Below are 25825 nucleotides of genomic sequence, written 5' to 3'. Positions count from 1 at the left end.
CTCCCTTATTCGTTCATGAATGCGTTAACGTCAGCGGCTTGGACCGTTTCACCGGTATCGTTGCCCCAAGCGTTACGCTCATAGGTAATAACTGCGGCAAGCTCGCGCAGGCTTAACTGGTTACCAAAGGCCTGCATTGACGTGCCTGACTTACCATTAACCACGATATCGATGTGGCCTTGCATGTCATTCAATGCCATGGGTGAACCTTTAAGCGCTGGGAAGACTCCTGGGATACCTTCGCCGTTGCCTTGGTGGCAAGCTGCGCAGCTACCGAGATAGACGCGTTCGCCAAGCTCCATCAACTCGTCCATGTCCATCGACATGGCCAGCAGACGTTGCTCTTCTTCTTTCTCTCGGCGTGCGATTTCTTCTTGCTCGTTCAACCAAGCATCAAATTCTGCTGGCTCTTTGGCGATAACGACAACCGGCATGAAGCCGTGGTCTTTACCACAGAGTTCAGCGCACTGACCACGATAGATGCCAGGCTCATCAACTTTGGTCCAAGCTTCATTGATGAAACCAGGGTTGGCGTCTTTCTTGACTGCGAAGTCAGGAACCCACCAAGAGTGGATAACATCATCTGAAGTCACTAGGAAGCGAACTTTACGGTCGGTAGGGATTACCAGTGGGCGGTCAACTTCGAGTAGGTAGTTTTCACCTTTATCGAACTTGTTCTCAATTTGCTCACGCTGCGTGGCGAGTAAACTGAAATACTCCACATCACTATCAAAATATTTGTAATGCCATTTCCACTGCGAGCCGGTCACCAATACTGTGAGCTCCGCTTCGGAAGTGTCTTCCATCGCAATCAACGTAGAGGTAGCAGGAATGGCCATACCAATCAGAATCAAGAAAGGTACGACAGTCCAAAGGATTTCGACCTTGACGTTCTCATGGAACGTCGCTGGCTTGCGACCTTTAGACTTGCGGTGGCGGATCATGGACCAAAACATGGCCCCAAAGACAACGAGACCTATCACACAACAGATATAAAATATCGTCATGTGCAGATCGTAAACACGATTACTAATCTCAGTGACCCCCTGTGGGAGGTTTAACTGAGAACGAGCTTGCGCAGCCATGGGGATCATAGCTGTTAGCGCAGTGATGAGTTTAATACTCACGCGACATCTCCTCTCATTCTTCCGACGCGGACTTTACCGCGAATACACCGAAGTGCGAGCCTGAAGAACAACGAGGTGAGCAGAAAAAGGAACAGCATTTCAGACAAGAAAATCGCTTTCCCTACTAACCCTTTGTTGTTTTGTATCAATAATTATTGTTATTTATTGTGTTAGCAGTAAGCTGCTCGATCAAAATACCATGAGTAGCTGAAAAAGCCACCGCTAAAGTTAAGAATTTTTTAGCTGACGGCGAAAAAAAAGGCTGCCGAAGCAGCCTTGCAGGGAACCTTCCCAATTTTAGTGGAGTGGGGATTGAGAAGGTAGAGAGCGGAAAACGAAACTGTGGGTTTGACTGACTTTACTGGCCATCTTCAATCGCTGTGCAACGCGCGGCGACGATAGAGCGTCTAAAAAGCTCAATACAACACTGGAGGTACCGGCAAGCAGCGCTTGCTCCGTAGCCCATTCCCGTTGGTCAGCATCGCGCCCTGCGACCCAACGAATACGCGATCGACTTACGCCCGCGTTAACCAACTGCTGAATCACCTGACGGGAGCCACCAATCACCGTAACCCACTGTTTGGTGCGCAGAGCAAGTGACTGAATACGCGGCATCATGGTTGCAAAATCTTCGCTTGATAAGGTGCTCTCATCGCTAATGTTGAGGGCTTCTACGGCAAACTCGAGGTTTGCGTGTGGATAATTGTATCTCATAACCAGGCTCCATTTCGGATCACGCCAACCGCTAACCCTTCGATAGTAAAGTATTGATGGGTAAGGTCGACTTGAATGGGTGAAAACTCTTCATTTTCTGGATGTAGGAGAATGATGTTTCCTTTGCGTTCGAAGCGTTTGACCGTAACGTCGTCCTCAACTCGGGCGACAATAATTTGGCCGTTGCGTGCTTCATGGGTTTTGTGGACAGCGAGTAAGTCGCCATCAAGGATTCCGATATCTTTCATACTCATGCCGTTTACACGCAATAAAAAGTCTGCATGCGGGCGGAAAAGGTTCTCATCGACTTGATAATGGCTTTCGATGTGTTGTTGCGCCAGAATAGGTTCACCGGCAGCGACCTGGCCGATCAGTGGCAAACCTTCGGGAATTTCTTCATCGTTGGCACCGATCAGGCGAATACCTCGTGACATACCTGGGAGCATCTCAATCACACCTTTTTTGGCGAGGGCTTTTAAATGCTCTTCAGCTGAGTTAGGTGAACGGAAGCCCAACCGTTGTGCGATTTCTGCACGGGTTGGCGGCATACCAGTTGCCTCAATCGTGTCCTTAATGAGGTTCAAAATCTCTTGCTGTCGGGGCGTCAAAGGTCGCATATCAGTACCTGTTTATTCATACAGTAATACTGTGAGTATATACAGGTGTTTTTGAATCGCAACTTTTTTGTGCATTTTTTTTCTAACAGCAAATCGAGGCAATCGATGGTATCCTTTTATAGAGTAGAAATAGTAGGGGAAAAGCATGCGTTGGAAAGCCTTTGTCGCGAAGGTATTGTACTGGCCGATTCGTTGGTTGACGCGGTTTGAGACGATTTTTGATGAAAACATTGCTGCTGTAGGCGATCCGCAACACGTCGTTTACGTGATGCGCTCAACCTCTATTACCGACCTTATTGTCGCCAATCGGGCGTTAAAAAAGGCGGGACTACCCGAGTTATTTGAACCGCTTTTGATCAACGGTGAACGGCATGCCCGCGTCATGTTTTTAGAGCAGGCTAAAGCCGATACTAACGAAGCGGCAATCGATGAGTTTCTACATTTACTAAAGAGTCACCAAAAAGAGCGTCAGCTCGACGTTCAATTGGTGCCGATTGGGTTGTTCTGGGGCCGTAAAGCTGGTCAGGAGCCACGCCAAGGCAATACCATGGTGGCGGATCTTGATAATCCAGGGCGCTGGCGTAAGTTTTGGCTCGTCATGTTTTCTGGGCGCAATATATTAGTGCGGGGCAGCCGCCCTGTGAGTTTGCGCCAGATGACTGATCAGTTTGGTGCTGAGCGCAAAGTCGCGCACAAGCTGGCGCGAGTTGCACGCGTACATTTCGTACGACTGCGCCATGCGGTGGCTGGACCGAAAGTCGCTAACCGTGAGCGGGTCATTCAAGAGCTACTGCAAAGTGCAGCCTTACAAAAGGCCATTGCCGACGAGGCGCGCAGCAAAAAAATCACTCACGAAAAGGCGACCAAACGCGCTTACGAATACTTAGACGAAATTGCCGCCAACTATAGTGATACGTTAGTGCGCATGCTCGACCGAATTATGGGCTGGATGTGGAGCCGCATTTATAACGGCATCCATGTTGAAGGTGGCGATCGTATTCGTGCCTTAGCGCAAGCTGGGCACGAAGTTATCTATGTACCCTGTCATCGCAGCCACATGGATTACCTGCTACTCAGCTATGTCATCTACAAAGAAGGTTTGGTGCCGCCGCATATCGCAGCGGGCGTGAACCTCGACTTTTTCCCAGCGGGGCCGTTGTTCCGCCGCGGTGGTGCTTTCTTCATTCGTCGCAGCTTTAAAGGCAATAAGCTCTACTCGGCCATTTTCCGCGAATACCTCGACCGTTTGTTCCAAAAAGGCTATCCCGTAGAATACTTTACCGAGGGTGGACGTAGTCGGACCGGACGCTTGTTGCAACCGAAAACCGGTATGATCGCTATGACGTTGCAAGGCATGCTGCGCGGCCAGCAGCGGCCAATGTCGATCGTTCCAGTCTATCTGGGCTATGAACATGTGATGGAAGTCGGGACCTACCTAAAAGAGTTGAAAGGGAAGTCAAAAGAGAAAGAGTCTGTTTGGCAGGTGCTTTCCAGCATTCGCCATTTACGTAACTTTGGCCATGGTTATGTGACCTTTGGCGAACCCATTAATGTGGGGCAGACCCTCGACAAATTAACTCCGAGTTGGCGCGAGTCGATCACCCTCGGCGCAGAAGAGCCCGCACGTCCGCGTTGGCTAACCCCGACAGTGAACTTGTTTGCTGAGCAAATCATGCAACGCATCAACGATGCCGCTGGCATGAACAGCGTAAACCTGACTGCGCTAGCTTTACTCAGCGCTGAGCAACATACGCTGTCGCGCGAGGAGTTGGTAGCGCAGTTGGATGTTTACACCCGTCTGCTTCGTGACGTTCCCTATAGTAAATTTGCCTATGTGCCGGCAGAGTCGGGCGAGGAGCTTTGGCAGTTAGCGAAACGGCACGATAAGTTCACCGTGGTGAGCGATACCATGGGCGAAATGATTCGTCTTGATGGCACCACTGCCATTGCGATGACCTATTACCGCAACAACATTATGCACATGGTGATTGTGCCAGCCATGATCGCGGCGTTTGCTTGTGCCCATCGGACCTTCAAAGTCGAGCAGCTTAGTGATTTGCTACGACAACTGCAGCCATTGTTGAAAGAGGAACTATTCCTAAGTCATGACGCCGATGCCATGGCGTTATGGTCGCAAGCCATCGTTGAACACATGGTCAACGCGGGATTGCTACATGCGCTAGATAATGAGCATTATCGTGCGGCGTCACGGGAGAGTTCAGAATTTTTCCAACTACAGTTGTTGGCTCGCGCGGCGAGTGAAACGCTGCAACGCTATGCGATCCTCTTTGAATTATTACAGCAAGGTGGCGCTCAAGGCCGAGCTGAGCTTGAGCAAGCATCGGTTGAACTCGCCGAACGCTTAAGTGCCATGCATGGGGTCAATGCGCCGGAATTCTTCGATAAGAAGTTACTCAGTGCTTTGATTTCCACCTTGAAACGTGAAGATCTTATTGAGGTGAATAGCGATGGTAATTTCGTTGCGCATAGCGACGTGGCTGCCTTAAGTGACACTATCGATCGGTTGCTTGATACTGCGGTAATGCAAACCATTCGCCAATCAGTGCAGCGCCGTCTACAGGCGCAAAATTAAGACCCGTACCAATAGCTTGCGGCGACTGCCGCCGCAAGCACCCAGCCAACATGGTTATTGTGTAAAAAGGCATGGAAGCATTTGCTCGGCTCGCGGTACCAAATTAAGCGGTGCTGCCAAGCGAACAAGAGCGCAATAATAATCAGACCGGCCGTGAATAGCACACCCAATTGCAACAAATGGCCCAGCCAAAACAGTAAGCCGAGTGTCGCGATTTGCAAAACCGCGATAGCAATGCGGTCATAGCCGGAAAAGAGGATAGCTGTCGACTTAACGCCGATCTTTAGGTCGTCTTCGCGATCAGCCATTGCATACTCGGTGTCATAGGCAACCGTCCAACAAATATTGGCCGCAAACAGCAACCAGGCGCTGAGCGGAAGTCCCTGGTCTAAGGCAGTAAATGGCATCAAAATACCGAAGCTAAAGGCAATACCTAGCACCACTTGTGGCAACTGTGTAAAGCGCTTGCAAAATGGGTACAGGGTGGCAACCCCCGCAGCGGCAAAACTCAAGAGAATTGTGGCCTTGTTAAACTGTAAAACGATGACGAAAGCGATCACCAGCAAGGCAATAAAGAGTGCTAATGCGTGCCAGCTCTGCAGTTCGCCGGTTGCCAGTGGACGCGTCTTAGTGCGTGTGACATGACCATCGATAGCGCGATCAGCAAAGTCGTTGATGACACAGCCGGCAGAGCGCATCACGAAGGCACCAAGCAAAAATAGCACAACCACTTTTAATGGAGGATTGCCTTCTCCCGCAATGAGCAATGCGGCAAGCATCGGCCAAGCTAGAAGCAGCGTACCAATTGGGCGGTCAGCGCGCATCAGGCGCCACAATGCATCAATCATTTACATACTCCTGCGCCAGTGGAGAGGCGCCAATAAAAACTTCCGCAACCAAGACATGCTGCCCAGCGGCGGTGAAGCGACTACGGCGCCCCCACAAGGTCGCCGAGGGAAAACCAAGCTGCTGGTGGAGTTGCCCGACTTTGGTGTGAGGGTCGAAGCTTGAAACTTCGACCGCGCTGCGGGTCAGATCGGGCTGCTTAAACAAATGCTCTCCAAGCGGCTTTGTTCCCAAGTCTTCTAAGCGTAGCTGTTGTTGGGCGAGGGCGCTAAATGGAAATACGCTGCGGGCGAACACCCAGGGTTGGCCGTCGCACCACAGAATGACTTCGCGCACAATGCAGCTTTTCTGCGGACCCAACCAAGCTTGTTCGTCAGCTAGCAGAGGCGCTTCGCGTTGACCAAGAAGTTGCACTTGAAACTGCTGGCACTGCTCTTTCAACTTCGCAGTCAGTGAACTGGGATCCAACAACCAATCACTTGCCAAGCGCGACCAATGTTCACTCGAAGTGTGTTGCCATGCGGCCTCACCACCCGTGGTGACCACGGGAAATGTAATATCTGGGAAGCTTGTCATTAGGAGATCTGTTTTTTCTTGCGGAAATATTCAATGTAGCGCAGGGCTACACCTAGTACTAGGCCGGCAATCAAACCAGCTGAGTGGGCGGTATTGGCGACACTTACCCAAAGTAAATCGGTATAGCCCAACAGTAACCAGACGAGCATGAAAGCGATCAGTCCCATCGGCAGAAAGAGCGGATGGCGAGGGCGTTGCCATGAAACCACTACGGCTAGGCCAAACAACCCGTAGACCACGCCGGAAAGGCCGCCAAAATAGGGTCCACTGACCATAAATTGCATGACGTTCGAGAACACGCCACAGAAAACCAAGGCAATTAGCAGATAGGTGGAGCCGTAAAAACGCTCAAAGCGCCCCCCTAAATACCACCACCAGAACACGTTGAATAAGAAGTGCAACAAACTAAAGTGCAGCAGCACTGGCGTCAGAAAACGCCACGGCTGGTTCCATGGCAAGTCGGTGAAGGTATCGCTAATACGCAGTGAATCGAACACAGCGGTCGCGAGCTGCGTATTGAGCAGGGCAAAAATCAAGCTGACCAACGCGGCAAAAATAATAGTGACGAGACCTGCTTGTTGTAGCAGTTGCTGGGTCATTGATGCGCTGACTTTCGCGGGTTGCGTTGCTGCAGGGGCACTTTCGAGTTCGGCTTCCGCGGCATCTGGATCGGCTTTGAATTCGTTGATTAGATCTTTCGCCAGCGCACTGTAACTGGACTGCGTAAGCCATAACTCAAGCTGGTTACCATGTTCGCTAACTGTGACTGGTATCCCGCGGCGTTGTAGATAAGTGTGCAGGCGTTTCATCATTTCTGCATTGCGGGTTACCAGTAATTTTTGCATGGCTAGCTGCGCTCCACGGCGTCCGGGTGTTGTTGGGCCCAAGCGGTAAACCCGCCATCCATACTGCTGACCGGTTCGATGCCTTGATGGGCGAGATATTCAGCGGCCCCTTGGCTACTGTTGCCGTGATAACAAACGACGATGACCGGTTGGTCGTCTTCAAGTTCCGCGAGAAAGTCGTTCAGCGTGGCATCCGTCAAATGTACCGCGCCGGGTATATGGCCCATAGCAAACGAGCGCGCATCGCGAATGTCGGCAAATGCTGCTTTCTTTTGCTGCCACAGCTCAAAGGCTGTGGCGACATTCATATGGGTCCAGTCACTCATGCGTTTTCCCAGTCGAGAACGACTTTTCCTGATTGACCTGAGATCATGATTTCAAAGCCTTTTTCGAACTCATCTACAGGTAGATGATGCGTCAAAATCGGCGATAAATCGAGTCCCGATTGTAAGAGACTTGCCATTTTGTACCAGGTCTCAAACATTTCGCGACCGTAGATGCCTTTGATAGTTAAACCTTTGAAGATCACTTGGTTCCAGTCAATAGCAACGCTTTGCGGCGGAATTCCCAACATGGCAATCTTGCCGCCATGGTTCATGGTTTCAAGCATTTGTGAAAAGGCTGACGGTACGCCAGACATTTCGAGGCCGACATCAAAGCCTTCTTTCATGCCAAGTTCGGTCATGACGTCTTTGAGCTTTTCTTTGCTTACGTCAACCGCACGAGTGGCGCCCATTTTGAGTGCCAAGTCGAGGCGGTAAGGGTTCACATCGGTGATCACCACATGACGGGCACCAACATGACGCGCAACGGCTGCGGCCATGATGCCGATAGGGCCGGCACCGGTAATAAGTACATCTTCGCCAACCAAGTCAAAGGCCAGGGCTGTATGCACGGCGTTACCAAATGGGTCGAAGATGGCAGCCAAATCATCGCTGATATCGTCTGGTAATTTAAATGCGTTTTCCGCAGGAATAACCAGATATTCGGCAAAAGCGCCAGGGCGGTTTACCCCAACACCAACTGTGTTGCGGCACAGATGGCGACGCCCAGCGCGACAGTTACGGCAGTGGCCACAGGTGATGTGTCCTTCGCCGGAGACGCGGTCGCCAAGTTCGAAGCCTCGGACGCCATCGCCCATTGCGGCGACTTCACCGACATATTCGTGCCCGACGACCATAGGCACCGGAATAGTTTGTTGCGACCATTCGTCCCATTTGTAGATGTGCACGTCAGTACCGCAAATAGCGGTCTTTTTAATCTTGATCAACAAGTCATTGTAACCGTACTCAGGTTTTTCGGCATCGGTCATCCAAATACCAGGTTCGGCGTGTAATTTGGCTAAAGCTTTCATAAAAATTGCCTCCGCAGGTGCAGCGACCGGTTAAATAATTTCGAGATCTTTACCAATACGAATAAAGGCGTCGATAGCACGCTGTAATTGTTCGCGGCTATGCCCCGCAGACATCTGCGTACGAATACGTGCTTTTCCGCGTGGCACTACTGGGAACGAGAAGCCAATCACATAAATGCCTTCGGCTAACAAGCGGTCGGACATTTCCGAAGCAAGTTTAGCGTCACCAATCATGACTGGAATGATGGCATGGTCGGCTCCGCTCAGAGTAAAGCCCGCTTTCGTCATTTCGCTACGGAAATAGTTAGCGTTATCCCACAAACGTTGGCGTAACTCGTCGCCTTGTTCCAACATCTCAAGTACGCGAATCGAGGCTTGGACGATCGCTGGTGCTACAGAATTCGAGAATAGGTAGGGGCGTGAACGCTGACGTAACCAATCGATGACTTGCTTTTTGCCCGAGGTGTAACCGCCAGAGGCACCGCCTAAGGCTTTACCTAAGGTGCCGGTGATAATATCAACGCGACCCATGACGTCGCAGTACTCGTGGGTACCTTTACCCTTGGCACCAAGAAAACCGGTAGCATGGCAATCGTCCATCATGGTCAAAGCGCCATACTGGTCCGCGAGGTCACATATACCTTTCATGTTGGCAATGACGCCGTCCATCGAAAATACGCCATCGGTGGCAATCAGGATATGGCGTGCGCCATCGGCTTTGGCTTGCTGTAACTGTGCTTCGAGGTCCGCCATGTCGTTATTCTTGTAACGATAACGCTTCGCCTTACTTAGTCGGATGCCATCGATGATTGAAGCATGGTTAAGCTCATCGCTGATAATTGCGTCTTCAGGGCCCATCAACGTTTCAAAGAGACCGCCGTTCGCATCAAAGCATGATGAGTAAAGAATGGTGTCTTCAGTACCCAAGAAATCACTTAGTTTCTTTTCTAGGGTTTTATGAATATCTTGCGTGCCGCAAATAAAACGCACTGAAGCGGTACCAAAGCCGTGTTCATCCAAACCTTTTTTGGCCGCTGCAATGAGGTCAGGGTGGTTGGCAAGGCCCAAGTAGTTATTGGCACAGAAATTAAGCACCGATTGGCCATCACCAACCTTGATTTCGGCTGCTTGCTCACTGGTGATGATGCGTTCTTTTTTGTAGAGCCCTTCTTGTTGGAGTTCTTCAAGTTGGGCGTCGAGCTGTTGATAAAAATCGTTCTTCATGTAATTCTCCGAGCTTGAATTAAGCTTACGCAGACGTAATCGCTAGAAATTAGCTATAGTTTACCTGATTTGCGGGGCATCGCGCATCCTCATTTCTTGTGTTGGAGGAAATTCATGCACAAGCGTGCTATCTACCCAGGAACCTTTGATCCTATCACCAATGGTCATGCTGACCTGATTGAACGGGCTGCAAGCTTGTTCAGTGAAATTGTCGTTGGTGTGGCGAACAATCCCAGTAAAAATCCTATGTTCAGCCTAGAGGAACGGGTCGAACTGGTGCGTCAAGTCACCGCTGACTTACCGAATGTGACTGTGGTTGGATTCAGCGGTCTGTTGGTGGATTTTGCCAAAGAATACGGCGCGACGGTGCTGATCCGTGGTTTGCGTGCCGTTTCGGATTTTGAGTACGAATTCCAGATGGCAAACATGAATCGACGCCTCTACCCCGGCCTAGAAAGCGTGTTCCTGACCCCTTCAGAAGAGAATTCATTCATCTCGTCGACGTTAGTCAAAGAAGTGGCGCTGCATCATGGTGATGTACGTCAATTTACGGCTCCTGAGGTCGCGGAAGCACTCCAGCAAAAAATTGCAGCGAAACAAAAATCGTAAAGAAACCGATAAGTTAAATGGTGGCCGGCCTCGTAGGCTACCATTTTTGCGCGTTTCGAGGTAAAATCGCGGCCCGTTTTCGTTTCATTTTAATTTGCTCAGACCAGACCCGCAGGAGTCCATGACATGACTGATCTGGATTTACGCCAATACGGCATCACAGACGTCACTGAAATTGTCCATAACCCTTCGTATGATGTGTTGTTCGAAGAAGAAACCCGCAGCGACCTTCAAGGCTATGAAAAAGGCACCGTAACCAAACTTGGTGCAGTTGCCGTTGATACCGGCATTTTTACCGGTCGCTCTCCGAAGGACAAATACATCGTCCGTGACGAGACGACAAAAGACACCCTGTGGTGGGCTGACCAAGGCAAAAACGATAACAAAGCTATCTCACCAGAAATCTGGGCTGACTTGAAAGGTACTGTTACCGAACAATTGTCAGGTAAGCGCTTATTTGTTGTGGACACCTACTGTGGTGCCAATGCTGATACTCGCTTATCAGTACGTTTCATTACTGAAGTTGCATGGCAAGCGCACTTCGTCAAAAACATGTTCATTCGTCCTACTGCAGAAGAGCTGGAAACCTTTAAGCCTGACTTTGTGGTGATGAATGGTGCTAAGTGTATTAACCCGAAGTGGCAAGAACACGGCCTTAATTCAGAAAACTTCGTGGCCTTTAACCTTACCGAGCGTATCCAGCTTATCGGTGGTACTTGGTATGGCGGCGAAATGAAAAAAGGTATGTTCTCAATGATGAACTACTTTTTGCCGCTCCAAGGCATTGCTTCAATGCACTGCTCAGCGAATGTTGGCGAGCAAGGCGATGTGGCCATTTTCTTCGGCCTTTCTGGTACCGGTAAAACCACCTTGTCGACCGATCCTAAGCGTCAGCTTATCGGCGATGACGAGCACGGTTGGGACGACGATGGCGTGTTTAACTTCGAAGGCGGTTGCTATGCGAAGACGATTAACTTATCGCAAGAAGCCGAGCCAGATATTTACAATGCGATTCGCCGTGATGCGCTGCTTGAGAACGTAACGGTTCTTGATGACGGCACAGTCGATTTCGATGATGGTTCGAAGACTGAAAACACCCGCGTTTCTTACCCCATCTATCACATCGATAACATCGTAAAACCAGTTTCAAAAGCGGGTCATGCGAAGAAGGTCATCTTCTTAACCGCTGATGCATTTGGTGTATTACCGCCAGTTTCTAAGCTGACTAAAGAGCAGACCAAGTATCACTTCCTATCAGGGTTTACCGCGAAACTCGCAGGTACCGAGCGAGGTATCACCGAGCCAACACCCACTTTCTCAAGTTGTTTTGGCGCGGCATTCCTGTCATTGCATCCAACCAAATACGCAGAAGTGTTGGTGAAGCGCATGGAAGCAGCTGGTGCTGAGGCTTACTTGGTAAACACTGGCTGGAACGGTACCGGTAAACGGATCTCGATCAAAGCAACGCGTGCCATCATTGATGCGATTCTTGACGGCAGCATTGAAGATGCAGAATTCGTTAATCTGCCATACTTTAATTTAGCCATGCCAAGCGCATTGGCCGGCGTTGAAGACACTTCAATTCTTGATCCGCGTAACACCTACGAGGATGCTGGCGAGTGGGAATTAAAAGCGCATGATTTGGCGCGTCGCTTTGTTGCTAACTTCGAGAAGTTTACTGACAACGAAGAAGGTCAAGCATTGGTTGCTGCAGGTCCGCAACTGTAACAGCTCGCACAAGGTTACTGCGAAGAGCCCCGCACCAAGCGGGGCTTTTTTTTGACATACTTGTTCACATTTTATTAACCCAAGCGCGTCTTCCTTCCTTTAAACTACCAACCGTTACTTTCAAAAAGGCGAATGAGGGAAGAAGCAATGCAGGTCGATGTAATAGGCGTTTGCAAGGATTACGCTACGGTCCGTGCGGTCGATGAGGTAAGTTTAAGCGCACGCGGTGGTGAGATTCTCGCGCTACTGGGGCCGAATGGTGCAGGGAAGTCATCGCTGGTGCGCATGATGGTCGGCTTGACGCAGCCTGATAGCGGCAGTATTTCTTACCAAACGGGTGATGTGGCCAGCGCCACACTGGCAACGACTCAATTCGGCTATTTGCCAGAAGACCGCGGGCTCTACCTCGACCGCACAGTGCAGGATAACTTGCGCTACATTGCTAAGCTTCGTGGTATGGCTCGAGATGATGCACAAAAAAGCATCGCAAATTGGCTTCAACGCTTCGATCTAAGCGAACGTGCGAGTGAGCCGATGCGCCAACTCTCCAAGGGTAATCAGCAAAAGGTACAACTTATCGCTACCTTGTTGCACAGTCCGCAATTGGTGATTCTAGATGAGCCTTTTTCAGGTTTAGATCCGGTCAATCAAGAGTTCGTTTTAAGCGTGTTAGAAGAGCTGCGAAGCGCCGGTAAAACGGTGATTTTAAGTGCGCATCAAATGGCCTTGGTAGAACGCATGGCCGACCAACTGGTGTTGATGAATCGCGGTCGTGTTATCGCGCAAGGTTCGTTAGCCGAGGTCCGTGCGACATTACAGCCGCAGCAGAGCATCCGTGTGCAGTTTGCTGACACCATCGATGAAGCGCAACTTGCTGAACTAGAGGGCGATATGAACACGGTTGTTGCTCATCCCAACAACACCTTTGAACTTACTTGTGGCGGGCAAATTGACTTAGCGCAACTGCTGACGCGGTTGCAGTCTCTGGCGCCAGTGGTGCAGTTCAGTCGACAGCATTATGGTCTCCATGAACTTTATTTACAGGCGGTGCAAGCATGAAACGTTGGCAACAAGTTGCGCAAATAGGCGGTTTTGAATTTCGTCGTTTCTTTAAATGGAAGCAAGAGCTGTTTTCGCTGGTGTTAATGGCTGCACTGTTCGGTATTTCAGCCGGTTGGGGTGTCCTCAAATCTTCATTGGAAGAGACTCATACGGTGGCGGTCGTGGCGCCTTTTGAATTACCGAATATACCGCAAATCCAGTGGCAGCCAGTCACTGACCTAGAGGCGGCACGCACAGCTTTAGCCAATGAAACCTACAGCGGTGTGCTGGAGATAAGTGCTGACGCTGAGCAAGGCTATGGCGCTCAATTGTGGGCGAGCAACCGTGCGAGTTGGCAAGAACGTGTGCAGCAAGTGGTGCAGGCAGTATTGCAACAACGCAAGTTGAGTGGTTTGCCATTAAGTCCCGAGCAAGTGCAGCTGGTGAATACCCCTGTGGCTGTCACAGTCACAATAAGTCGCGATGATGCGTCGCAAGATGTTGAGGCAAGTACAGCGATTCCGTTACTGATTCTCGTCAGTATTATGGTCGGTGTCTTTGGTAGTTTCGGCTTAATGATGACGGCGATTACCCAAGAAAAGCAACAACGGGTTACCGAGCAATTATTGACGCTCATCACCCCCAGTGAATGGATGGACGGGAAGATTCTTGGTATCACGCTGCATTGCCTAAAAAGCATGCTGACGGTGGTCATCATTATGGTGTTGGTGACGGTGCTCATGAGTGTCATCAAAGGTGGCGTCACTAATCTGCCACCGATTAGCCCAAGCGTAGTTACTATCAGTGTACTGTTTGCGCTGATTGGCTTAGTAATGATTAATGCCATGATGGCCGGCTTTGCTGCGACCATCGACGATCCTAATCACTCGGGTCGTACTGCGGTGATGTTGATTCCGGCTTTATTCGTTGGCGCTGGTTTCGGCATCATGGACAGTCCACAAGGCATTTTGGCGCAAGTGTTAAGCTGGTTCCCGTTAACCTCGTTTGCGGTCATGCCTGTGCGCGTTGCCGATGGCGGCGTTGCCTGGTGGGAAGTCGCTGGTAGCCTCGCCGTATTGGTGTTAGCAACCTACCTGATTCGCTCGGCAGCAGTACGGGTGTTCCGTATGGGGATCACGATGTACGGCAAAGAGCCCTCTTGGCGCATGATGGGGCGCGCCTTAATTGGGCGCAAGCTGAGTTAGTTCTGCTTCGGTAATCGTACAGTTTCGGCCATTTGCTTTTGCGGCGTACAGAGCTTTATCTGCGCGTCGCATTAGTGAGCTTTCATCATCGTCGGGCTGAAAGCTAGCGACGCCTAAACTTACGGTAATGCGGATGTCATCGTAAAAAATAAAGGCGGCAACGGCGTGGCGAATCTTTTCGGCAAGCACTTTTGCTTGTGGGCGCGAGCAACTTTCGGCAATCAATAAAAACTCCTCACCACCCCAACGGCCTAGGGTATCTGAGCCGCGTGTATTACTGCGCAGAACTTGGGCAAGCTGAATAAGGATACGATCGCCCACTTGATGCCCGTAGGTGTCATTCACTTTCTTAAAATGGTCAATATCCAAAATGATAACCGACAAAGCTTTTTGCTCTTGCCTCGCACTCTGCAGCCCGCGGTAAAGCGCGTGGTCAAGCTTGGTACGATTGACGAGACCTGTTAGCGGGTCGGTAACCGCAATATATTCCAGCCGCTGACTGTGCTCATGCAAATAATGGAACGCCTCTGAACGGGTGCGTTCAATGTGGCGCAACATAGTGATCAGAGCAGCAAGTGCTAGGACTATATTCAGTAAAGAATTACCAGTAAATTCGGCAGGGTGCCAACTGGGCGCTGAGTTTCCTGCATAAATAAGGCCCCCCCCGGCAACCAAGACACTTAAGATATAGCCCCAGCGGCGACCCAGTAGGAAAAACACCACGGGTGGATAGATAGTTAACCAAATCAGTGAGTAGTCACGTCCTTCCATTACAACAACATACGCTGCTAATACAAGAGCGCAGACAATGACGACCGCCCACGAAACATAGAAAGTCTGGTCGGGGCGTTGCCAATGCCAATAAATAAGAACAACGCTCAAGATACTGGTCGTCCAATGCATGTGAGCGATCCAGCGGATATCGTTCAAGGCGTAATTGAACGCCCCCAGAATTAGAAATGTAATGAGCATGACCCAAAGGAGGGCCCAAAGAAATTGGACCCGCCGGTAAAGCGGGTCCTGTGGAGTATTACTTAAGTTGCTCTGCGTGCGGGAGTTCATGAGCAGGTGCCTCAGTAGCGCCTTCTTTCAGGAAACTATCCATCCAGCGCATCAAACGCATGCTGTAATCCAGCTGCGCGGCAACGCGGCGGTTACCATGGCCTTCACCAGGATAGAGTACCAAGCGCACCGGAACATTACCGTGTGTTTTCAAATAGCGGTAGAGTTCCATGGACTGACTTGGATGCACGCGCGTGTCTTCCTTGCCATGCATGATTAGAATCGGCGTGCGGGCTTTCTCGGCGTGATAAATAGGACTACGCTCGAGATACCACTGCCATTTCTCCCACGGATAGCTACGAGCATGCACTGCATGCATTTCTTTGGCGATATCGGTGGTACCGAACTTCGAAATATTATCGCTAATACCGACAAACATGACGCTCGCCGCCCAATGTTCGGTTTGTGCCGTTGCGCCCCAAGCTGAAGCAAAGCCGCCGTAAGAGCCGCCAGTGATACCGGCTTTCTCACCGTCGACTAATCCCAACTCAACCAAGTGGTTTTTGCCATCGACAATGTCATCGAATTCTTTACCGGCATAATCGTTTTGGCCAAGTTTGGAAAACTCGACACCACGACCGGTGCTGCCACGGTAATTAGGGAAGAACAGTGCATAACCTTGTTGCGCTGCATACTTCACTGGGCTAGCGTAGCGATCCAGCCAACCGTTGCTGTAATGCGCTTCTGGACCGCCGTGCACGACGGTGATCAACGGATAGCGCGTGCCTTCCTGATAGTCCGTTGGGTAAACCAAAATCCCCTCTAACTCAAGTCCATCACGTGCTTCGTAGGTGATGGTTTCTTGGCGGGGCATAGTGATGTCGGCTAACCAAGGATTGGAGTCAGTTAGGCGAATCATGCTTTGGTTTTCAATACGGAATAATTCGGTAGGATGCGTTGCGCGGTGAGCGCGAGCATACACACCTGGCTGTTGTGGCGTTGCTTCAATATCGACCACGATAGCTTCGCCGGGCTCAAGGAGCGTGCGGGTTTCGAGCCATTGCATGGTGATCGCGCGCACTTCACTTTCGGTTCCCATGTGACCGAGATAGATAAGCTCGTCGTTGCGGCGCCAGTCGATGTCTTGCACATGACCCGGATAGTCAGGCAAAACCTCGCGCACAGTGTTTTGGTTTTGTAAATCAAATACAAACAAACGGCCATCTGATGGGTCGTTATAGTCCGCTGAGCCGATCACCGCCAAGTAACGGCCATCTGGAGAAAACTCAGCTTTGCCTAGTTTACCTACCGTCTCAAATGCACTTTCTTGCGCGCCAGCGTAAGAAACCAGTTCGTACTGACTGCTCATGTAATTGTCATCAACCAGCGCGGTTGGTGCGGTGCGCAGAAGAAGTTGTTCATGGCCAGGACGAAACGCAATCGAATGAACCTGACGGTCATTGGTAATTTGCGCGGCCATCGGCTCTTCGTTGGTTAGATCGACGAGCCAGGCATGGGTAAATTCGTTCTCTTCTTCATATACTTCAGCTTTGAAGCCTTTTTTCGCCAGTTCCTTAGCTTTCTTGTCGGCCTCAGAGCGGGCGCGAAATGCCAAGTAACGACCATCTGCACTCAGTGCGTAACTGTAGATACTGTTGCTATGGCTGAAAACTTTTTGCGCTTCACCACCGTTGAGAGAGATTTTATAAAGACTGGTATGGTCGTCACCATCTCGTTTACTGGTGAAATAGATCGCGTCGCCATGAATACTGACATCACCCACGCCTTGCTTGTCAGTAATAAATGGCACAGGGTCTTGTTCGCCGCGCACGACCAACAGTTCAACGTAGCTGCCGCCATCTTCATCGACATAGGGGGTACGCGGTAGGACCCGAGTAAAAGCTGCGACTTGTCCGTCTTCACTTACCGCGACGCTGTTGATCGACTGCGTGGTGACGGTTTCTTGTAGTGTTATGTCACGCGCAAACGCTGACAAACTAAGGCTTGCACAAAGCGCTGTGAGACCAATACGAAGGAACATCTTTCTCTCCTATAGTGTTATTTTTCTTCAACATAGTAGCAGTAAAATGGTTGACTTCCCACGAAATCAAGCCACTCTAAGCAAGACTATGCATAACCAAGCATAACAAGGAAACTTAGTATGGCCGATCAAATCTGGATTGGGGTCATCCTCATCACAGCTTTGGTGCTTTTTGTGGTGGACCGCTGGCGCTATGACTTTGTCGCAATGGGCGCGCTTTTTGCTGCCTATATTGCCGGCTTGGTGCCGCGGCAAGAAGTGTTCTCAGGCTTCGGCAACCCAGCGGTTATTACCGTTGCGGCAGTTTTAGTTATCAGCCATGCGTTGTGGCGTTCCGGTGTGGTCGACACCATGGCTAGCGGCGTTAAGCAAATGGGTGACCGCGTCTGGCTACAGATGATCGTGCTGACGGGCCTTACGACCTTTGTCTCGGCTTTTATCAGCAACACCGGTGCGATGGCCATCATGATTCCGGTGGCTCTGCAGTTGTCTCGCAATGGTGCAGGGCACGCTTCTTTGATGTTGATGCCAATGGCGTTTGGTTCGCTCTTGGGGGGGACCATCACTATGATCGGTACGCCGCCAAATATCATCATTTCTGACATTCGAGCCAGCCATGGCGCAGAGCCTTTTGGTATTTTCGACTTCACCCCGGTGGGTCTTACCGTTGCTGTCGCAGGCTTGTTGATGATGTGGTTGACCGCACATTGGTTGGTGCCGCGCAGTAAAAGTCGTGATACGTCAACCTCGCCCTATGACGTGAGTGCTTACTTGACCGAACTCTATTTGCCTGAAGGGGCAACATTAGTTGGTCATACGCTGTTTGAATTTGAGTCGAAGATCAAAGAGAACTTTGCTGTCGTGGCGCTTAAACGTGGTAAGCAGATGATTACCGCCCCGCCGCGCTATCAACGCTTGCGGGCGGAAGACGTGCTGATTGTTGAAGCGGACGCGAGTACCCTGCAACAAATTTTGGATGTCACTAAGTTTGAACTCAACGCCGAAGAAGAAATCGACACGCGGTTTTTAGTTTCTGACGAAATCAAGGTCATTGAGGGAATCGTTGGCCATGATTCGCGTTTGATAGGGCGTTCGGCTGCCGACTTGCGACTACGTCACCGCTTCGGCGTGAATGTGCTTGCCGTCGCGCGTGAAGGCCAGCCGTTAAAGCCCAGTCTGTCGGATGTGCGGTTTAAGCCTGGTGATGTGCTACTCCTGCAAGGTGACGCCGAAGTCTTAAACGATGTGTTTAACCGCTTTGGTTGTTTTCCCTTAGCGCAACGTAGCTTGCGCCTCGGGAAAAAGCGTCAATTACTCATGCCGCTCGGTATTTTTGCTGGGGCAATCCTAGCAAGTGCTTTGAACTTTTTAAGTGTTCCCGTGGCCTTTAGCATGGCGGCGGGATTGATGGTGCTTGCGAACGTCATCCCTATTCGAGAGCTCTATGAACATATCGAATGGCCAATCATCGTTCTTTTGGCCGCCACCATTCCACTCGGCGGGGCGCTTGAGCGTAGTGGTGCGGCGGATACCATAGCAAGCATGGCGCTATGGGTTAGTCAGGACGCCCCAGGTATGGTGGCCATCAGTTTGTTGCTCGTGGTGACCATGCTGCTGTCGAATATCATCAACAATGCTGCGGCTGCCGTGTTAATGGCGCCGATCGGATTGAGCATGGCGAATACGTTGGAAGCGTCGCAAGACCCGTTCCTCATGGCGGTCGCGATTGGTGCATCGTTGCCATTTTTAACGCCGATAGGTCACCAATCGAATATTTTGGTGATGGGACCTGGCGGCTATAAATTCTCTGACTACTGGCGTTTAGGTCTACCGCTATCAGCCGTCATGTCCGTTGTGGCGCTGATTATGATTTCGCTGACTTGGCCAATGTACGGGTAACAGCAGCTCCGCGCGCGACGATACGTACTTGAGCAATAGTGTTTTCTAAGAGTTCTTGACGTTCGGCCGCGGAGGCATCAAGCGCATCGGCACCTACGCTAAAAACGATGCGGACAATGGCATCAGCCTGCAGTTCGGCAAGGTTGCGCTCAAAGTCTTGTTCATCGACCAGATAGTCGACGAGTTCGGCGGTGAAGTGCTCAACCTCACGCTGCACGGCCAATCGGAATTCACGCGAGTTACCGGATTTTTCTTGCAGTAATAGCCGAAAGATAGCCGTGTTATGGCTAACAAACTCCATAAAGGTCGTCACCGAAGCGCGAATGATGGAGCCGCCTTTGGCAATTTGCTGACGTGATTGGCGTAAGAGTTGGCGCAATGCAAGACCGCCTTCATCGACCAAAGTAAGCCCAAGTTCTTCCATGTTTTGAAAGTGGCGATAAAACGAGGTAGGGGCAATACCCGCCTCGCGTGCAACCTCCCGCAAGCTCAACGACGCGTACCCATGCTCAGCACTGAGCTGATTCATTGCTGCTTGAATCAGAGCTCGCCGAGTTTTTTCTTTTTGCGCGGCGCGTACACCTGCCATAGTTGAACTTCCTTTGTGCTTTGATGCCTAAAAGAGAGATTATGTCAGTGAACGCTTGTACACGCAATTCGTCGATTTAGAGCAAATAATGGTTGCAAGGCGGAGCAAAGATGCGTAAATTCAGCGTACACATGTTCGCTAAAAATTTGTTTCTTCGGAAATACGGACATGCCGCTTTTTTAATATAGGTTTTTTATGTCGAAGTCTTCAGTTGCTAAGCCAAAAGTCATTTGGCTCAATACCCTTGTTTTTGCCATCACATTTCTTGTCGCTGCCATTGGTGTTCCATGGTACGGATTGACCCATGGTTTTTCCGCAGGAATGTGGTTTGCACTGGTTGGCACCATCGCCTTTGCCGGAATTTCAATCACCGCGGGTTACCACCGTTTATGGTCACATCGTACTTATGATGCGCATTGGTCACTGCGCATACTATTTGCCTTAGGTGGTGCGCTTGCTGTACAAAACAGTGCCTTACATTGGTCGTCAGATCACCGAGAACACCATAAGCATGTCGACGATAACGACAATGACCCTTATTCAGCGAAGCGCGGCTTTTGGTACTCGCACATCGGCTGGATGCTGCGTGAATATCAAGCCTCGCGTTATCATGACTACAACAACGTCAAAGATCTGCAGAAAGATCCAGTGGTTATGTGGCAGCACCGTCACTACTTAGCATTGACCCTATTGACCACGATTGGTTGGCCGCTGGCGATTGGTCTGATGCTTGGTGATGTGTGGGGCGCGATTATCTTAGTTGGCTTCGCGCGGCTGGTGATTAACCATCACACCACGTTCTTTATTAACTCCTTGGCGCATATCTGGGGCAAGCAGACCTACACCGACCGTAACACTGCGCGCGACAATGGTGTACTGGCGCTGTTGACCTTTGGTGAGGGGTACCACAATTTCCACCATATTTTCTCGGCTGATTATCGCAACGGTATCCGCTGGTGGCAGTTTGACCCGACCAAATGGCTAATTCGTAGTTGTTCTTGGTTAGGGCTGACGCGTAACCTCAAGCGTACCAATGGTTACCAGATTGAAAAAGCCAAGCTGGAAATGCAGTTTAAAAAAGCCAAGGCAAAAGCCGCTATTGGCTGCGAGACAACCCTGCAAAAATTGCATGATGAATACGACGCCTTGATGTTACGTTTACGTGAGTATTATCTGGCACGGAAACAACTGCTCGACAGCAAGACCAAAGCTTTGGCTGGCCACGTACCAAGCATGGATGACATGCAGGCCAAGGTCGCCGAGCTGCGCTCAGCATTCGAGGAGCATAAGCGTAACTTTAAGCAAATGTTGCGCAGTCCACAGCTCGCTGCTTAAACGGCAGCAATAAAAAAGCGAGGCTAAAAAGCCTCGCCTTGTCGGTCAAGATAGCTCGGTATTGCTGTATCGGGCTATTTTTTTGCCTTCGCAAAAGCTTCCGCAAACGCAGAGCCCATTGCTGAATTAGCAGCCGGCTGCGGGCTCTTGCCCCCAGAACGAGGTTTTGGCTGCTTATTCGTAGGGCGCGCTTTGCCCTTTGACGTTTCAGCTTTTTGCGTCGGTGCAGCAGGTGCGTCGTCTTGTAAACGCATGGTGAGACTGATGCGCTTACGTTGAACGTCAACTTCAAGCACCTTCATCTTCACGATGTCGCCGGCTTTCACGACCTCACGCGGGTCGCTGACGAAACTGTTCGACAGCGCACTCACATGCACTAAGCCGTCTTGATGCACACCGATGTCAACGAACGCGCCAAAGGCAGCTACATTTGAGACAACCCCTTCAAGTGTCATGCCAGGACGCAAGTCCTGCAGGGTATCAACGCCCTCTTTAAACGTCGCGGTCTTAAACTCGGGGCGCGGATCACGACCCGGCTTATCAAGCTCACGCAAGATATCGCGGACGGTCGGCAAACCGAATTTTTCATCGGTGTAGTTTTGCGCATTCAAACCTTTCAGGAATGGACTGTCGCCTATGAGTTCGGCCACTTGTTTGTCATGGTCAGCGGCGATTTTCTCTACCAGTGAATACGCTTCAGGGTGCACGGCCGAGCGATCGAGAGGTTGGGTGCCATCCATGATGCGTAGAAAGCCAGCCGCTTGCTCAAACGATTTCGGCCCCATGCGGGCAACGTCGAGTAGACTTTTACGATCGGCAAACCGGCCGTTGCTGTCACGGTGGGCAACAATATTTTGGGCGAGCGTTTTATTCAAACCGGCTACGCGCGCAAGTAAGGCAACCGATGCGGTATTGGCATCGACACCCACAGCGTTAACACAGTCCTCAACCACAGCATCAAGACTCTGGGCAAGCTGCGCTTGGCTTACGTCATGTTGGTATTGCCCAACACCGATAGATTTCGGCTCAATCTTCACTAACTCGGCGAGTGGATCTTGCAGGCGACGAGCAATCGACACGGCGCCACGTAGTGATACATCAAGGTCTGGAAACTCTTGTGCGGCCAATTCAGAAGCCGAATAAACCGACGCGCCTGCCTCATTCACAATCACTTTATTTACTTTCAAATCGCTTTGCGCTTTAAGCATATCAGTAACAAGTTTATCGGTTTCACGCGAGTGAGTACCGTTACCGATAGCAATCAGTTCGACTTTGTGTTGTTTGCACATACCAGCGAGCGTTCGCATAGCCTTGTCGACCTGGTTTTGCGGCTGGAACGGGAATACCGTATTGGTGCCCAGTACCTTGCCGGTGCTATCTACTACCGCAACCTTGATGCCTGTGCGAACGCCCGGATCAAGACCCATGGTGGTCTTCGCCCCGGCGGGTGCTGCCATCAACAGATCTTTGAGGTTATTGGCAAAGATCTTAATTGCATCCGCTTCAGCGCGCTCGCGCACGCTGCCAAATAGTTCAGTTTCCATGTGCAAGAGCAGCTTGATGCGCCAGGTCCACTGAATGGTCTGTTGCAGCCAAGCATCGGCGGCGCGATCTGCAGGGCTAAACTGAATGTGTTCTGCGACCAGTTGCTCACCGTAGCTCCGCGCTTTCGGGTCTTCCTGTTGCGGGTCGGCATCGAGCTTTAATTGCAGGATGCCTTCATTACGGCCACGGAACAGCGCCAACGCACGATGCGAAGGAATTTTTTTCAGGGCTTCGCTGAAGCTAAAGTAGTCGCGATATTTGGCGCCCTCTTGCTCTTTACCTGCTGCGACAGTGCTAGTAATTTCAGCGTTATTCCACAGATAATCGCGAACTTTCTTCAATAATGCGGCATCTTCAGCAAACCGCTCCATCAAAATAAAGCGCGCGCCTTCAAGCACCGCCTTGCTGTCAGCAAAACCTGCGTCAGCATTGAGGAAACCTGCAGCGAGTGCTTCCGGGTCTTGGCTGGGGTCTTGCAGTAGCTGATCGGCAAGCGGTTCTAGACCTGCTTCAATCGCAATTTGGCCTTTCGTACGACGCTTCGGTTTGTAGGGTAGATAAAGGTCTTCTAATTCAGTTTTGGATTGTGTGGCAAGAATGGCTTTTTCGAGCTCTGGAGTAAGTTTTTCTTGGTCACGAATACTAGCCAAAATCACGTCACGGCGGTCATTAAGCTCACGTAAATAGGTTAACCGCTGGGCCAAATTACGCAGTTGCGTATCGTCTAATCCGCCGGTTACTTCTTTTCGGTAACGCGCAATAAAGGGCACCGTTGCACCCTCGTCGAGCAGGGCAATGGCCGCTTGGACCTGCTGGGCATTCACTGCTAATTCGGTCGCGATTTGCTGAGAAATCGAGCTCATAAAAAATCTCTCTTGGTTACGTCTTCTTGAGTTGCCGCGCAGTATAGCAGTCATTCTGCGCTGCTTGCGACCTCCTTACGTTGATTTGTCGCATCCTCTGCGGCGAGTGGCACAAAGTAGCGTTGCTCGCGGTACAACCACGAAGGTAAAGCTGCCCATGCCAGTGCTTGTGCTGCTTCTTCGGCTGGAGCGGGCTGAAGCTCGCCAAGTTGTCGTTGCGCAACATCATAGGTACTAGCGAGCGGTTCTGCGTCGGGTCGTAAAACAGTTATTTTGGCCGGTTGCGTGCTGCCATCTAAATAGGCAAAGGTTTGATTAAACTGCAAAAAGGCACGGTTGGCCGGAGCCGTTTCAGCACTGAGGTCTTGGCCTAATGTGGGTAAGTAGGCCGAAACGCCGGCAAGTGATAATAGGGTTGGCGCAAGGTCAACCTGGCTAGCGATGGTGCGAAGACGTTGTGGCTTAATGTCTGCGCCTAGAATTAGGCCTGGAATATGAAACTTATCCACTGGAACCAGTGCGTCGCCATAGACTCGGTTGTCATGATCAGCCACGACTAAAAACAAGGTATTATCCCAATAGCTACTATTTTTCGCCTGCTGCAAAAAGTTGCCTAAGGCATAGTCCGCATACTTCACAGCATTTTCGACACTTTGCAGTGGAACACCGCTTACCGGCGTGATCTTGTTTTGTGGCAACTCAAAGGGCTCATGATTGGATGAGGTGAAAACCAACGAAAAGAAAGCTTTTTGCTGTTGGTGCAATTCGTTGTAGCGTTCATGCGCCTTGTTGAAGAGATCCTCGTCACTGACTCCCCAGGTTGAAACGAATTGAGGTGCGCTGTAATCGTTCTCATCGATAATCGAAGAAAAGCCATTGCCGGTAAAGAAGCTGCGCATGTTATCGAAATGCGATTCACCGCCGTAAATGAATTCCGTTTGGTAGCCTTGGCGCTGTAACACATCAGCTAGGGTAAAGAAGTTGCGTTGCGACAAGCTTAATTTGACGGTGCTGCGGGCTGGCGTCGGCAAAAAGCCAGCGACCACAGCTTCAATACCCCGCACGGAGCGTGTACCCGTTGCATAGAGCTGCTCAAACCACCAGCCTTCTTCCGACCAACGCGCGAGCTCGGGCGTCAAGCCGCGTTCATAAAAGCCAAAGCCCAAACTTTCTTGCAAAATAATGACAATGTTAAGCGGTTGTGTGCGGTCTCGCGAAGCTTGTTGCCAATGTACTGTGGGATATTCAGGGTAAGGAAACTGAACTTCTTGCAAATAGTCGATATCTGCGACAAAAGCTTTTAAATCGTCGGCGTCTACTTTGCCATACTGGTCGCTAGCGGATGCTTCGTGTTGCATGTTGTAGAGCGCAAATTCGACCGAGTAGGCTGAGCTAATGGTTAATGAATTTACCAGCGCGTCACCGGTGCGGGCAAAAAAGGCTGGGTTCGCGGGGCGATGATCGAAGGTCGAGCGGATTGCGATGACCGTGAGCACAACGAGGAAAGGCCACACCAAAATTGCGGCGGAATACCGTGTACACTTGGGTTGTACACGCTGGCTACGTGCCAAGCGGCGCAAGAGCCAAACGGTAACCACAGTGAACAACAGTGTCAGCAGCAACCAGCCGCGAAAGCCATTCCAAAGCGTCCCAAGGACCTCGCGTGGATAGAGTAAGTATTCAATGAATAGACGGTTAGGGCGCACGTCATATTGCGCAATAAATGCGGGGGTCGCGGCCTCCATAAAAAACAATAGTAGCAAGCTAACCACCAGCCAAGCTTGTAAAAAGCGTTGCCAGAGGCTTCGTAGCGGGGGCAACAAAAGCAGTGGTGCAATGAGCAGTGGTATTGCCAACATGTAGCCAATGACGATTAAGTCGGCACGTACGCCGGTCAACAAAAGTAGTGGCCAGTCAGGTATTTGCTGGATGCGTTCCGCATAAGCTGCAAATAGCGCCATGCGGCTCAGACTAAGTCCTAGCAAGCCCAGCAAAAGTATGTATAAGAGTGGCCGATAGGCATTTAAGCCATGAAAAAAGTGTTGTAACGCTGCTCGCAAACCGTTGCTCCT

The 25825-nt window shown here is 50.7% G+C and carries 21 protein-coding genes; 7 read left to right on the top strand and 14 right to left on the bottom strand.

Features of this window, described 5'->3' with window-relative positions; genetic code table 11:
* Nucleotides 1-5 precede the first annotated feature (5 nt).
* The 3 genes from coxB to lexA all read right to left on the bottom strand — a co-directional run bounded on the left by coxB (nt 6) and on the right by lexA (nt 2458).
* Entirely contained in the window at nt 6-1094 is a 1089-nt protein-coding gene (coxB, locus tag CWE21_RS04235; RefSeq protein WP_126833270.1) for a cytochrome c oxidase subunit II, read from the bottom strand.
* Nucleotides 1095-1424: 330 nt separating this feature from the next.
* The gene (locus tag CWE21_RS04230; protein ID WP_126833210.1) at nt 1425-1841 is read right to left on the bottom strand and encodes an SOS-response cell division inhibitor; all 417 of its coding nucleotides are present in this window, start codon (nt 1839-1841) and stop codon (nt 1425-1427) included.
* Nucleotides 1838-2458 (bottom strand): transcriptional repressor LexA, encoded by a 621-nt coding sequence (gene lexA, locus CWE21_RS04225; protein WP_126833209.1) that lies wholly within the window; start codon nt 2456-2458, stop codon nt 1838-1840. The genes CWE21_RS04230 and lexA overlap by 4 nt, the downstream gene beginning before the upstream one ends.
* Nucleotides 2459-2603: 145 nt before the next feature.
* On the opposite strand from lexA, the gene plsB reads away from it, so the two are divergent.
* Nucleotides 2604-5051 carry a glycerol-3-phosphate 1-O-acyltransferase PlsB gene (gene plsB / locus CWE21_RS04220; protein WP_126833208.1) on the top strand — a complete coding sequence of 816 codons (2448 nt, stop codon included), beginning with the start codon at nt 2604-2606 and terminating at the stop codon, nt 5049-5051.
* Here plsB and ubiA read toward each other — a convergent pair.
* From ubiA to CWE21_RS04190, 6 genes are read right to left on the bottom strand one after another with little or no spacing between them, the layout of a single operon-like run.
* Complete coding sequence (gene ubiA / locus CWE21_RS04215; protein WP_126833207.1) at nt 5048-5899, bottom strand: 4-hydroxybenzoate octaprenyltransferase; 852 nt, start codon at nt 5897-5899, stop codon at nt 5048-5050. The genes plsB and ubiA overlap by 4 nt on opposite strands.
* The gene (locus CWE21_RS04210; protein ID WP_126833206.1) at nt 5892-6473 is read right to left on the bottom strand and encodes a chorismate--pyruvate lyase family protein; all 582 of its coding nucleotides are present in this window, start codon (nt 6471-6473) and stop codon (nt 5892-5894) included. Before CWE21_RS04210 ends, ubiA begins: the two co-directional genes overlap by 8 nt.
* Nucleotides 6473-7318 (bottom strand): rhomboid family intramembrane serine protease, encoded by an 846-nt coding sequence (locus CWE21_RS04205; protein WP_126833205.1) that lies wholly within the window; start codon nt 7316-7318, stop codon nt 6473-6475. The genes CWE21_RS04210 and CWE21_RS04205 overlap by 1 nt, the downstream gene beginning before the upstream one ends.
* 2 nt (nt 7319-7320) lie before the next feature.
* Entirely contained in the window at nt 7321-7644 is a 324-nt protein-coding gene (gene glpE / locus CWE21_RS04200) for a thiosulfate sulfurtransferase GlpE (protein WP_126833204.1), read from the bottom strand.
* Entirely contained in the window at nt 7641-8672 is a 1032-nt protein-coding gene (gene tdh, locus CWE21_RS04195; protein WP_126833203.1) for an L-threonine 3-dehydrogenase, read from the bottom strand. The genes glpE and tdh overlap by 4 nt, the downstream gene beginning before the upstream one ends.
* Nucleotides 8673-8702: 30 nt before the next feature.
* On the bottom strand, nt 8703-9896 hold the full coding sequence (locus CWE21_RS04190; protein ID WP_126833202.1) for a glycine C-acetyltransferase: 1194 nt from the start codon (nt 9894-9896) through the stop codon (nt 8703-8705).
* A 114-nt stretch (nt 9897-10010) separates the two neighbouring features.
* On the opposite strand from CWE21_RS04190, the gene coaD reads away from it, so the two are divergent.
* The 4 genes from coaD to CWE21_RS04170 all read left to right on the top strand — a co-directional run bounded on the left by coaD (nt 10011) and on the right by CWE21_RS04170 (nt 14479).
* On the top strand, nt 10011-10505 hold the full coding sequence (coaD, locus tag CWE21_RS04185) for a pantetheine-phosphate adenylyltransferase (RefSeq protein ID WP_126833201.1): 495 nt from the start codon (nt 10011-10013) through the stop codon (nt 10503-10505).
* A gap of 126 nt (nt 10506-10631) precedes the next feature.
* Nucleotides 10632-12233 (top strand): phosphoenolpyruvate carboxykinase (ATP), encoded by a 1602-nt coding sequence (gene pckA / locus CWE21_RS04180; RefSeq protein WP_126833200.1) that lies wholly within the window; start codon nt 10632-10634, stop codon nt 12231-12233.
* Nucleotides 12234-12380: 147 nt separating this feature from the next.
* Nucleotides 12381-13292, top strand: coding sequence for an ABC transporter ATP-binding protein (locus tag CWE21_RS04175; protein ID WP_126833199.1), 912 nt, complete (start codon nt 12381-12383; stop codon nt 13290-13292).
* Nucleotides 13289-14479, top strand: coding sequence for an ABC transporter permease (locus tag CWE21_RS04170; RefSeq protein ID WP_126833198.1), 1191 nt, complete (start codon nt 13289-13291; stop codon nt 14477-14479). The genes CWE21_RS04175 and CWE21_RS04170 overlap by 4 nt, the downstream gene beginning before the upstream one ends.
* On the opposite strand, the gene CWE21_RS04165 is transcribed toward CWE21_RS04170, so the two are convergent.
* Together CWE21_RS04165 and CWE21_RS04160 are read right to left on the bottom strand one after the other, a co-directional pair.
* Nucleotides 14456-15541, bottom strand: coding sequence for a GGDEF domain-containing protein (locus CWE21_RS04165; RefSeq protein ID WP_126833197.1), 1086 nt, complete (start codon nt 15539-15541; stop codon nt 14456-14458). The two genes, CWE21_RS04170 and CWE21_RS04165, sit on opposite strands and share 24 nt — an antisense overlap.
* Nucleotides 15510-17522: a S9 family peptidase gene (locus CWE21_RS04160; RefSeq protein ID WP_126833196.1), complete on the bottom strand. Its 2013-nt coding sequence runs from the start codon at nt 17520-17522 to the stop codon at nt 15510-15512. The genes CWE21_RS04165 and CWE21_RS04160 overlap by 32 nt, the downstream gene beginning before the upstream one ends.
* 120 nt (nt 17523-17642) lie before the next feature.
* Between CWE21_RS04160 and CWE21_RS04155 the strand changes: the two genes are divergently transcribed.
* A complete protein-coding gene (locus CWE21_RS04155) occupies nt 17643-19421 on the top strand; it encodes an SLC13 family permease (RefSeq protein WP_126833195.1) in 1779 nt (592 codons plus the stop codon).
* Here CWE21_RS04155 and fabR read toward each other — a convergent pair.
* Nucleotides 19387-20010: an HTH-type transcriptional repressor FabR gene (gene fabR / locus CWE21_RS04150; protein ID WP_126833194.1), complete on the bottom strand. Its 624-nt coding sequence runs from the start codon at nt 20008-20010 to the stop codon at nt 19387-19389. The genes CWE21_RS04155 and fabR overlap by 35 nt on opposite strands.
* A gap of 195 nt (nt 20011-20205) precedes the next feature.
* Between fabR and CWE21_RS04145 the strand changes: the two genes are divergently transcribed.
* Nucleotides 20206-21345 (top strand): acyl-CoA desaturase, encoded by a 1140-nt coding sequence (locus CWE21_RS04145; protein ID WP_126833193.1) that lies wholly within the window; start codon nt 20206-20208, stop codon nt 21343-21345.
* Between the two features lie 74 nt (nt 21346-21419).
* Here CWE21_RS04145 and CWE21_RS04140 read toward each other — a convergent pair whose 3' ends face one another.
* Both CWE21_RS04140 and CWE21_RS04135 read right to left on the bottom strand, forming a co-directional pair.
* The gene (locus tag CWE21_RS04140) at nt 21420-23753 is read right to left on the bottom strand and encodes a Tex family protein (RefSeq protein WP_126833192.1); all 2334 of its coding nucleotides are present in this window, start codon (nt 23751-23753) and stop codon (nt 21420-21422) included.
* A 50-nt stretch (nt 23754-23803) separates the two neighbouring features.
* Nucleotides 23804-25813, bottom strand: a complete 2010-nt coding sequence (locus tag CWE21_RS04135; RefSeq protein WP_241970215.1) for an LTA synthase family protein — start codon at nt 25811-25813, stop codon at nt 23804-23806.
* Nucleotides 25814-25825 lie beyond the last annotated feature (12 nt).

This window comes from Pseudidiomarina aquimaris (assembly GCF_003987395.1).
Classification (GTDB): Bacteria; Pseudomonadota; Gammaproteobacteria; order Enterobacterales; family Alteromonadaceae; genus Pseudidiomarina; species Pseudidiomarina aquimaris.
This window is presented reverse-complemented; position numbering and strand designations above follow the sequence as displayed.

What these genes read in the sequence shown, in the direction of transcription:
- CWE21_RS04210 (WP_126833206.1), bottom strand. Translation starts at nt 6,473, where the DNA reads ATGACAAGCTTCCCAGATATTACATTTCCCGTGGTCACCACGGGTGGT.
- CWE21_RS04165 (WP_126833197.1), bottom strand. Translation starts at nt 15,541, where the DNA reads ATGAACTCCCGCACGCAGAGCAACTTAAGTAATACTCCACAGGACCCG.
- CWE21_RS04155 (WP_126833195.1), top strand. Translation starts at nt 17,643, where the DNA reads ATGGCCGATCAAATCTGGATTGGGGTCATCCTCATCACAGCTTTGGTG.
- CWE21_RS04145 (WP_126833193.1), top strand. Translation starts at nt 20,206, where the DNA reads ATGTCGAAGTCTTCAGTTGCTAAGCCAAAAGTCATTTGGCTCAATACC.
- fabR (WP_126833194.1), bottom strand. Translation starts at nt 20,010, where the DNA reads ATGGCAGGTGTACGCGCCGCGCAAAAAGAAAAAACTCGGCGAGCTCTG.
- CWE21_RS04170 (WP_126833198.1), top strand. Translation starts at nt 13,289, where the DNA reads ATGAAACGTTGGCAACAAGTTGCGCAAATAGGCGGTTTTGAATTTCGT.
- coxB (WP_126833270.1), bottom strand. Translation starts at nt 1,094, where the DNA reads ATGATCCCCATGGCTGCGCAAGCTCGTTCTCAGTTAAACCTCCCACAG.
- CWE21_RS04190 (WP_126833202.1), bottom strand. Translation starts at nt 9,896, where the DNA reads ATGAAGAACGATTTTTATCAACAGCTCGACGCCCAACTTGAAGAACTC.
- glpE (WP_126833204.1), bottom strand. Translation starts at nt 7,644, where the DNA reads ATGAGTGACTGGACCCATATGAATGTCGCCACAGCCTTTGAGCTGTGG.
- tdh (WP_126833203.1), bottom strand. Translation starts at nt 8,672, where the DNA reads ATGAAAGCTTTAGCCAAATTACACGCCGAACCTGGTATTTGGATGACC.
- coaD (WP_126833201.1), top strand. Translation starts at nt 10,011, where the DNA reads ATGCACAAGCGTGCTATCTACCCAGGAACCTTTGATCCTATCACCAAT.
- CWE21_RS04160 (WP_126833196.1), bottom strand. Translation starts at nt 17,522, where the DNA reads ATGTTCCTTCGTATTGGTCTCACAGCGCTTTGTGCAAGCCTTAGTTTG.
- ubiA (WP_126833207.1), bottom strand. Translation starts at nt 5,899, where the DNA reads ATGATTGATGCATTGTGGCGCCTGATGCGCGCTGACCGCCCAATTGGT.
- pckA (WP_126833200.1), top strand. Translation starts at nt 10,632, where the DNA reads ATGACTGATCTGGATTTACGCCAATACGGCATCACAGACGTCACTGAA.
- plsB (WP_126833208.1), top strand. Translation starts at nt 2,604, where the DNA reads ATGCGTTGGAAAGCCTTTGTCGCGAAGGTATTGTACTGGCCGATTCGT.
- CWE21_RS04230 (WP_126833210.1), bottom strand. Translation starts at nt 1,841, where the DNA reads ATGAGATACAATTATCCACACGCAAACCTCGAGTTTGCCGTAGAAGCC.
- CWE21_RS04205 (WP_126833205.1), bottom strand. Translation starts at nt 7,318, where the DNA reads ATGCAAAAATTACTGGTAACCCGCAATGCAGAAATGATGAAACGCCTG.
- lexA (WP_126833209.1), bottom strand. Translation starts at nt 2,458, where the DNA reads ATGCGACCTTTGACGCCCCGACAGCAAGAGATTTTGAACCTCATTAAG.
- CWE21_RS04175 (WP_126833199.1), top strand. Translation starts at nt 12,381, where the DNA reads ATGCAGGTCGATGTAATAGGCGTTTGCAAGGATTACGCTACGGTCCGT.
- CWE21_RS04140 (WP_126833192.1), bottom strand. Translation starts at nt 23,753, where the DNA reads ATGAGCTCGATTTCTCAGCAAATCGCGACCGAATTAGCAGTGAATGCC.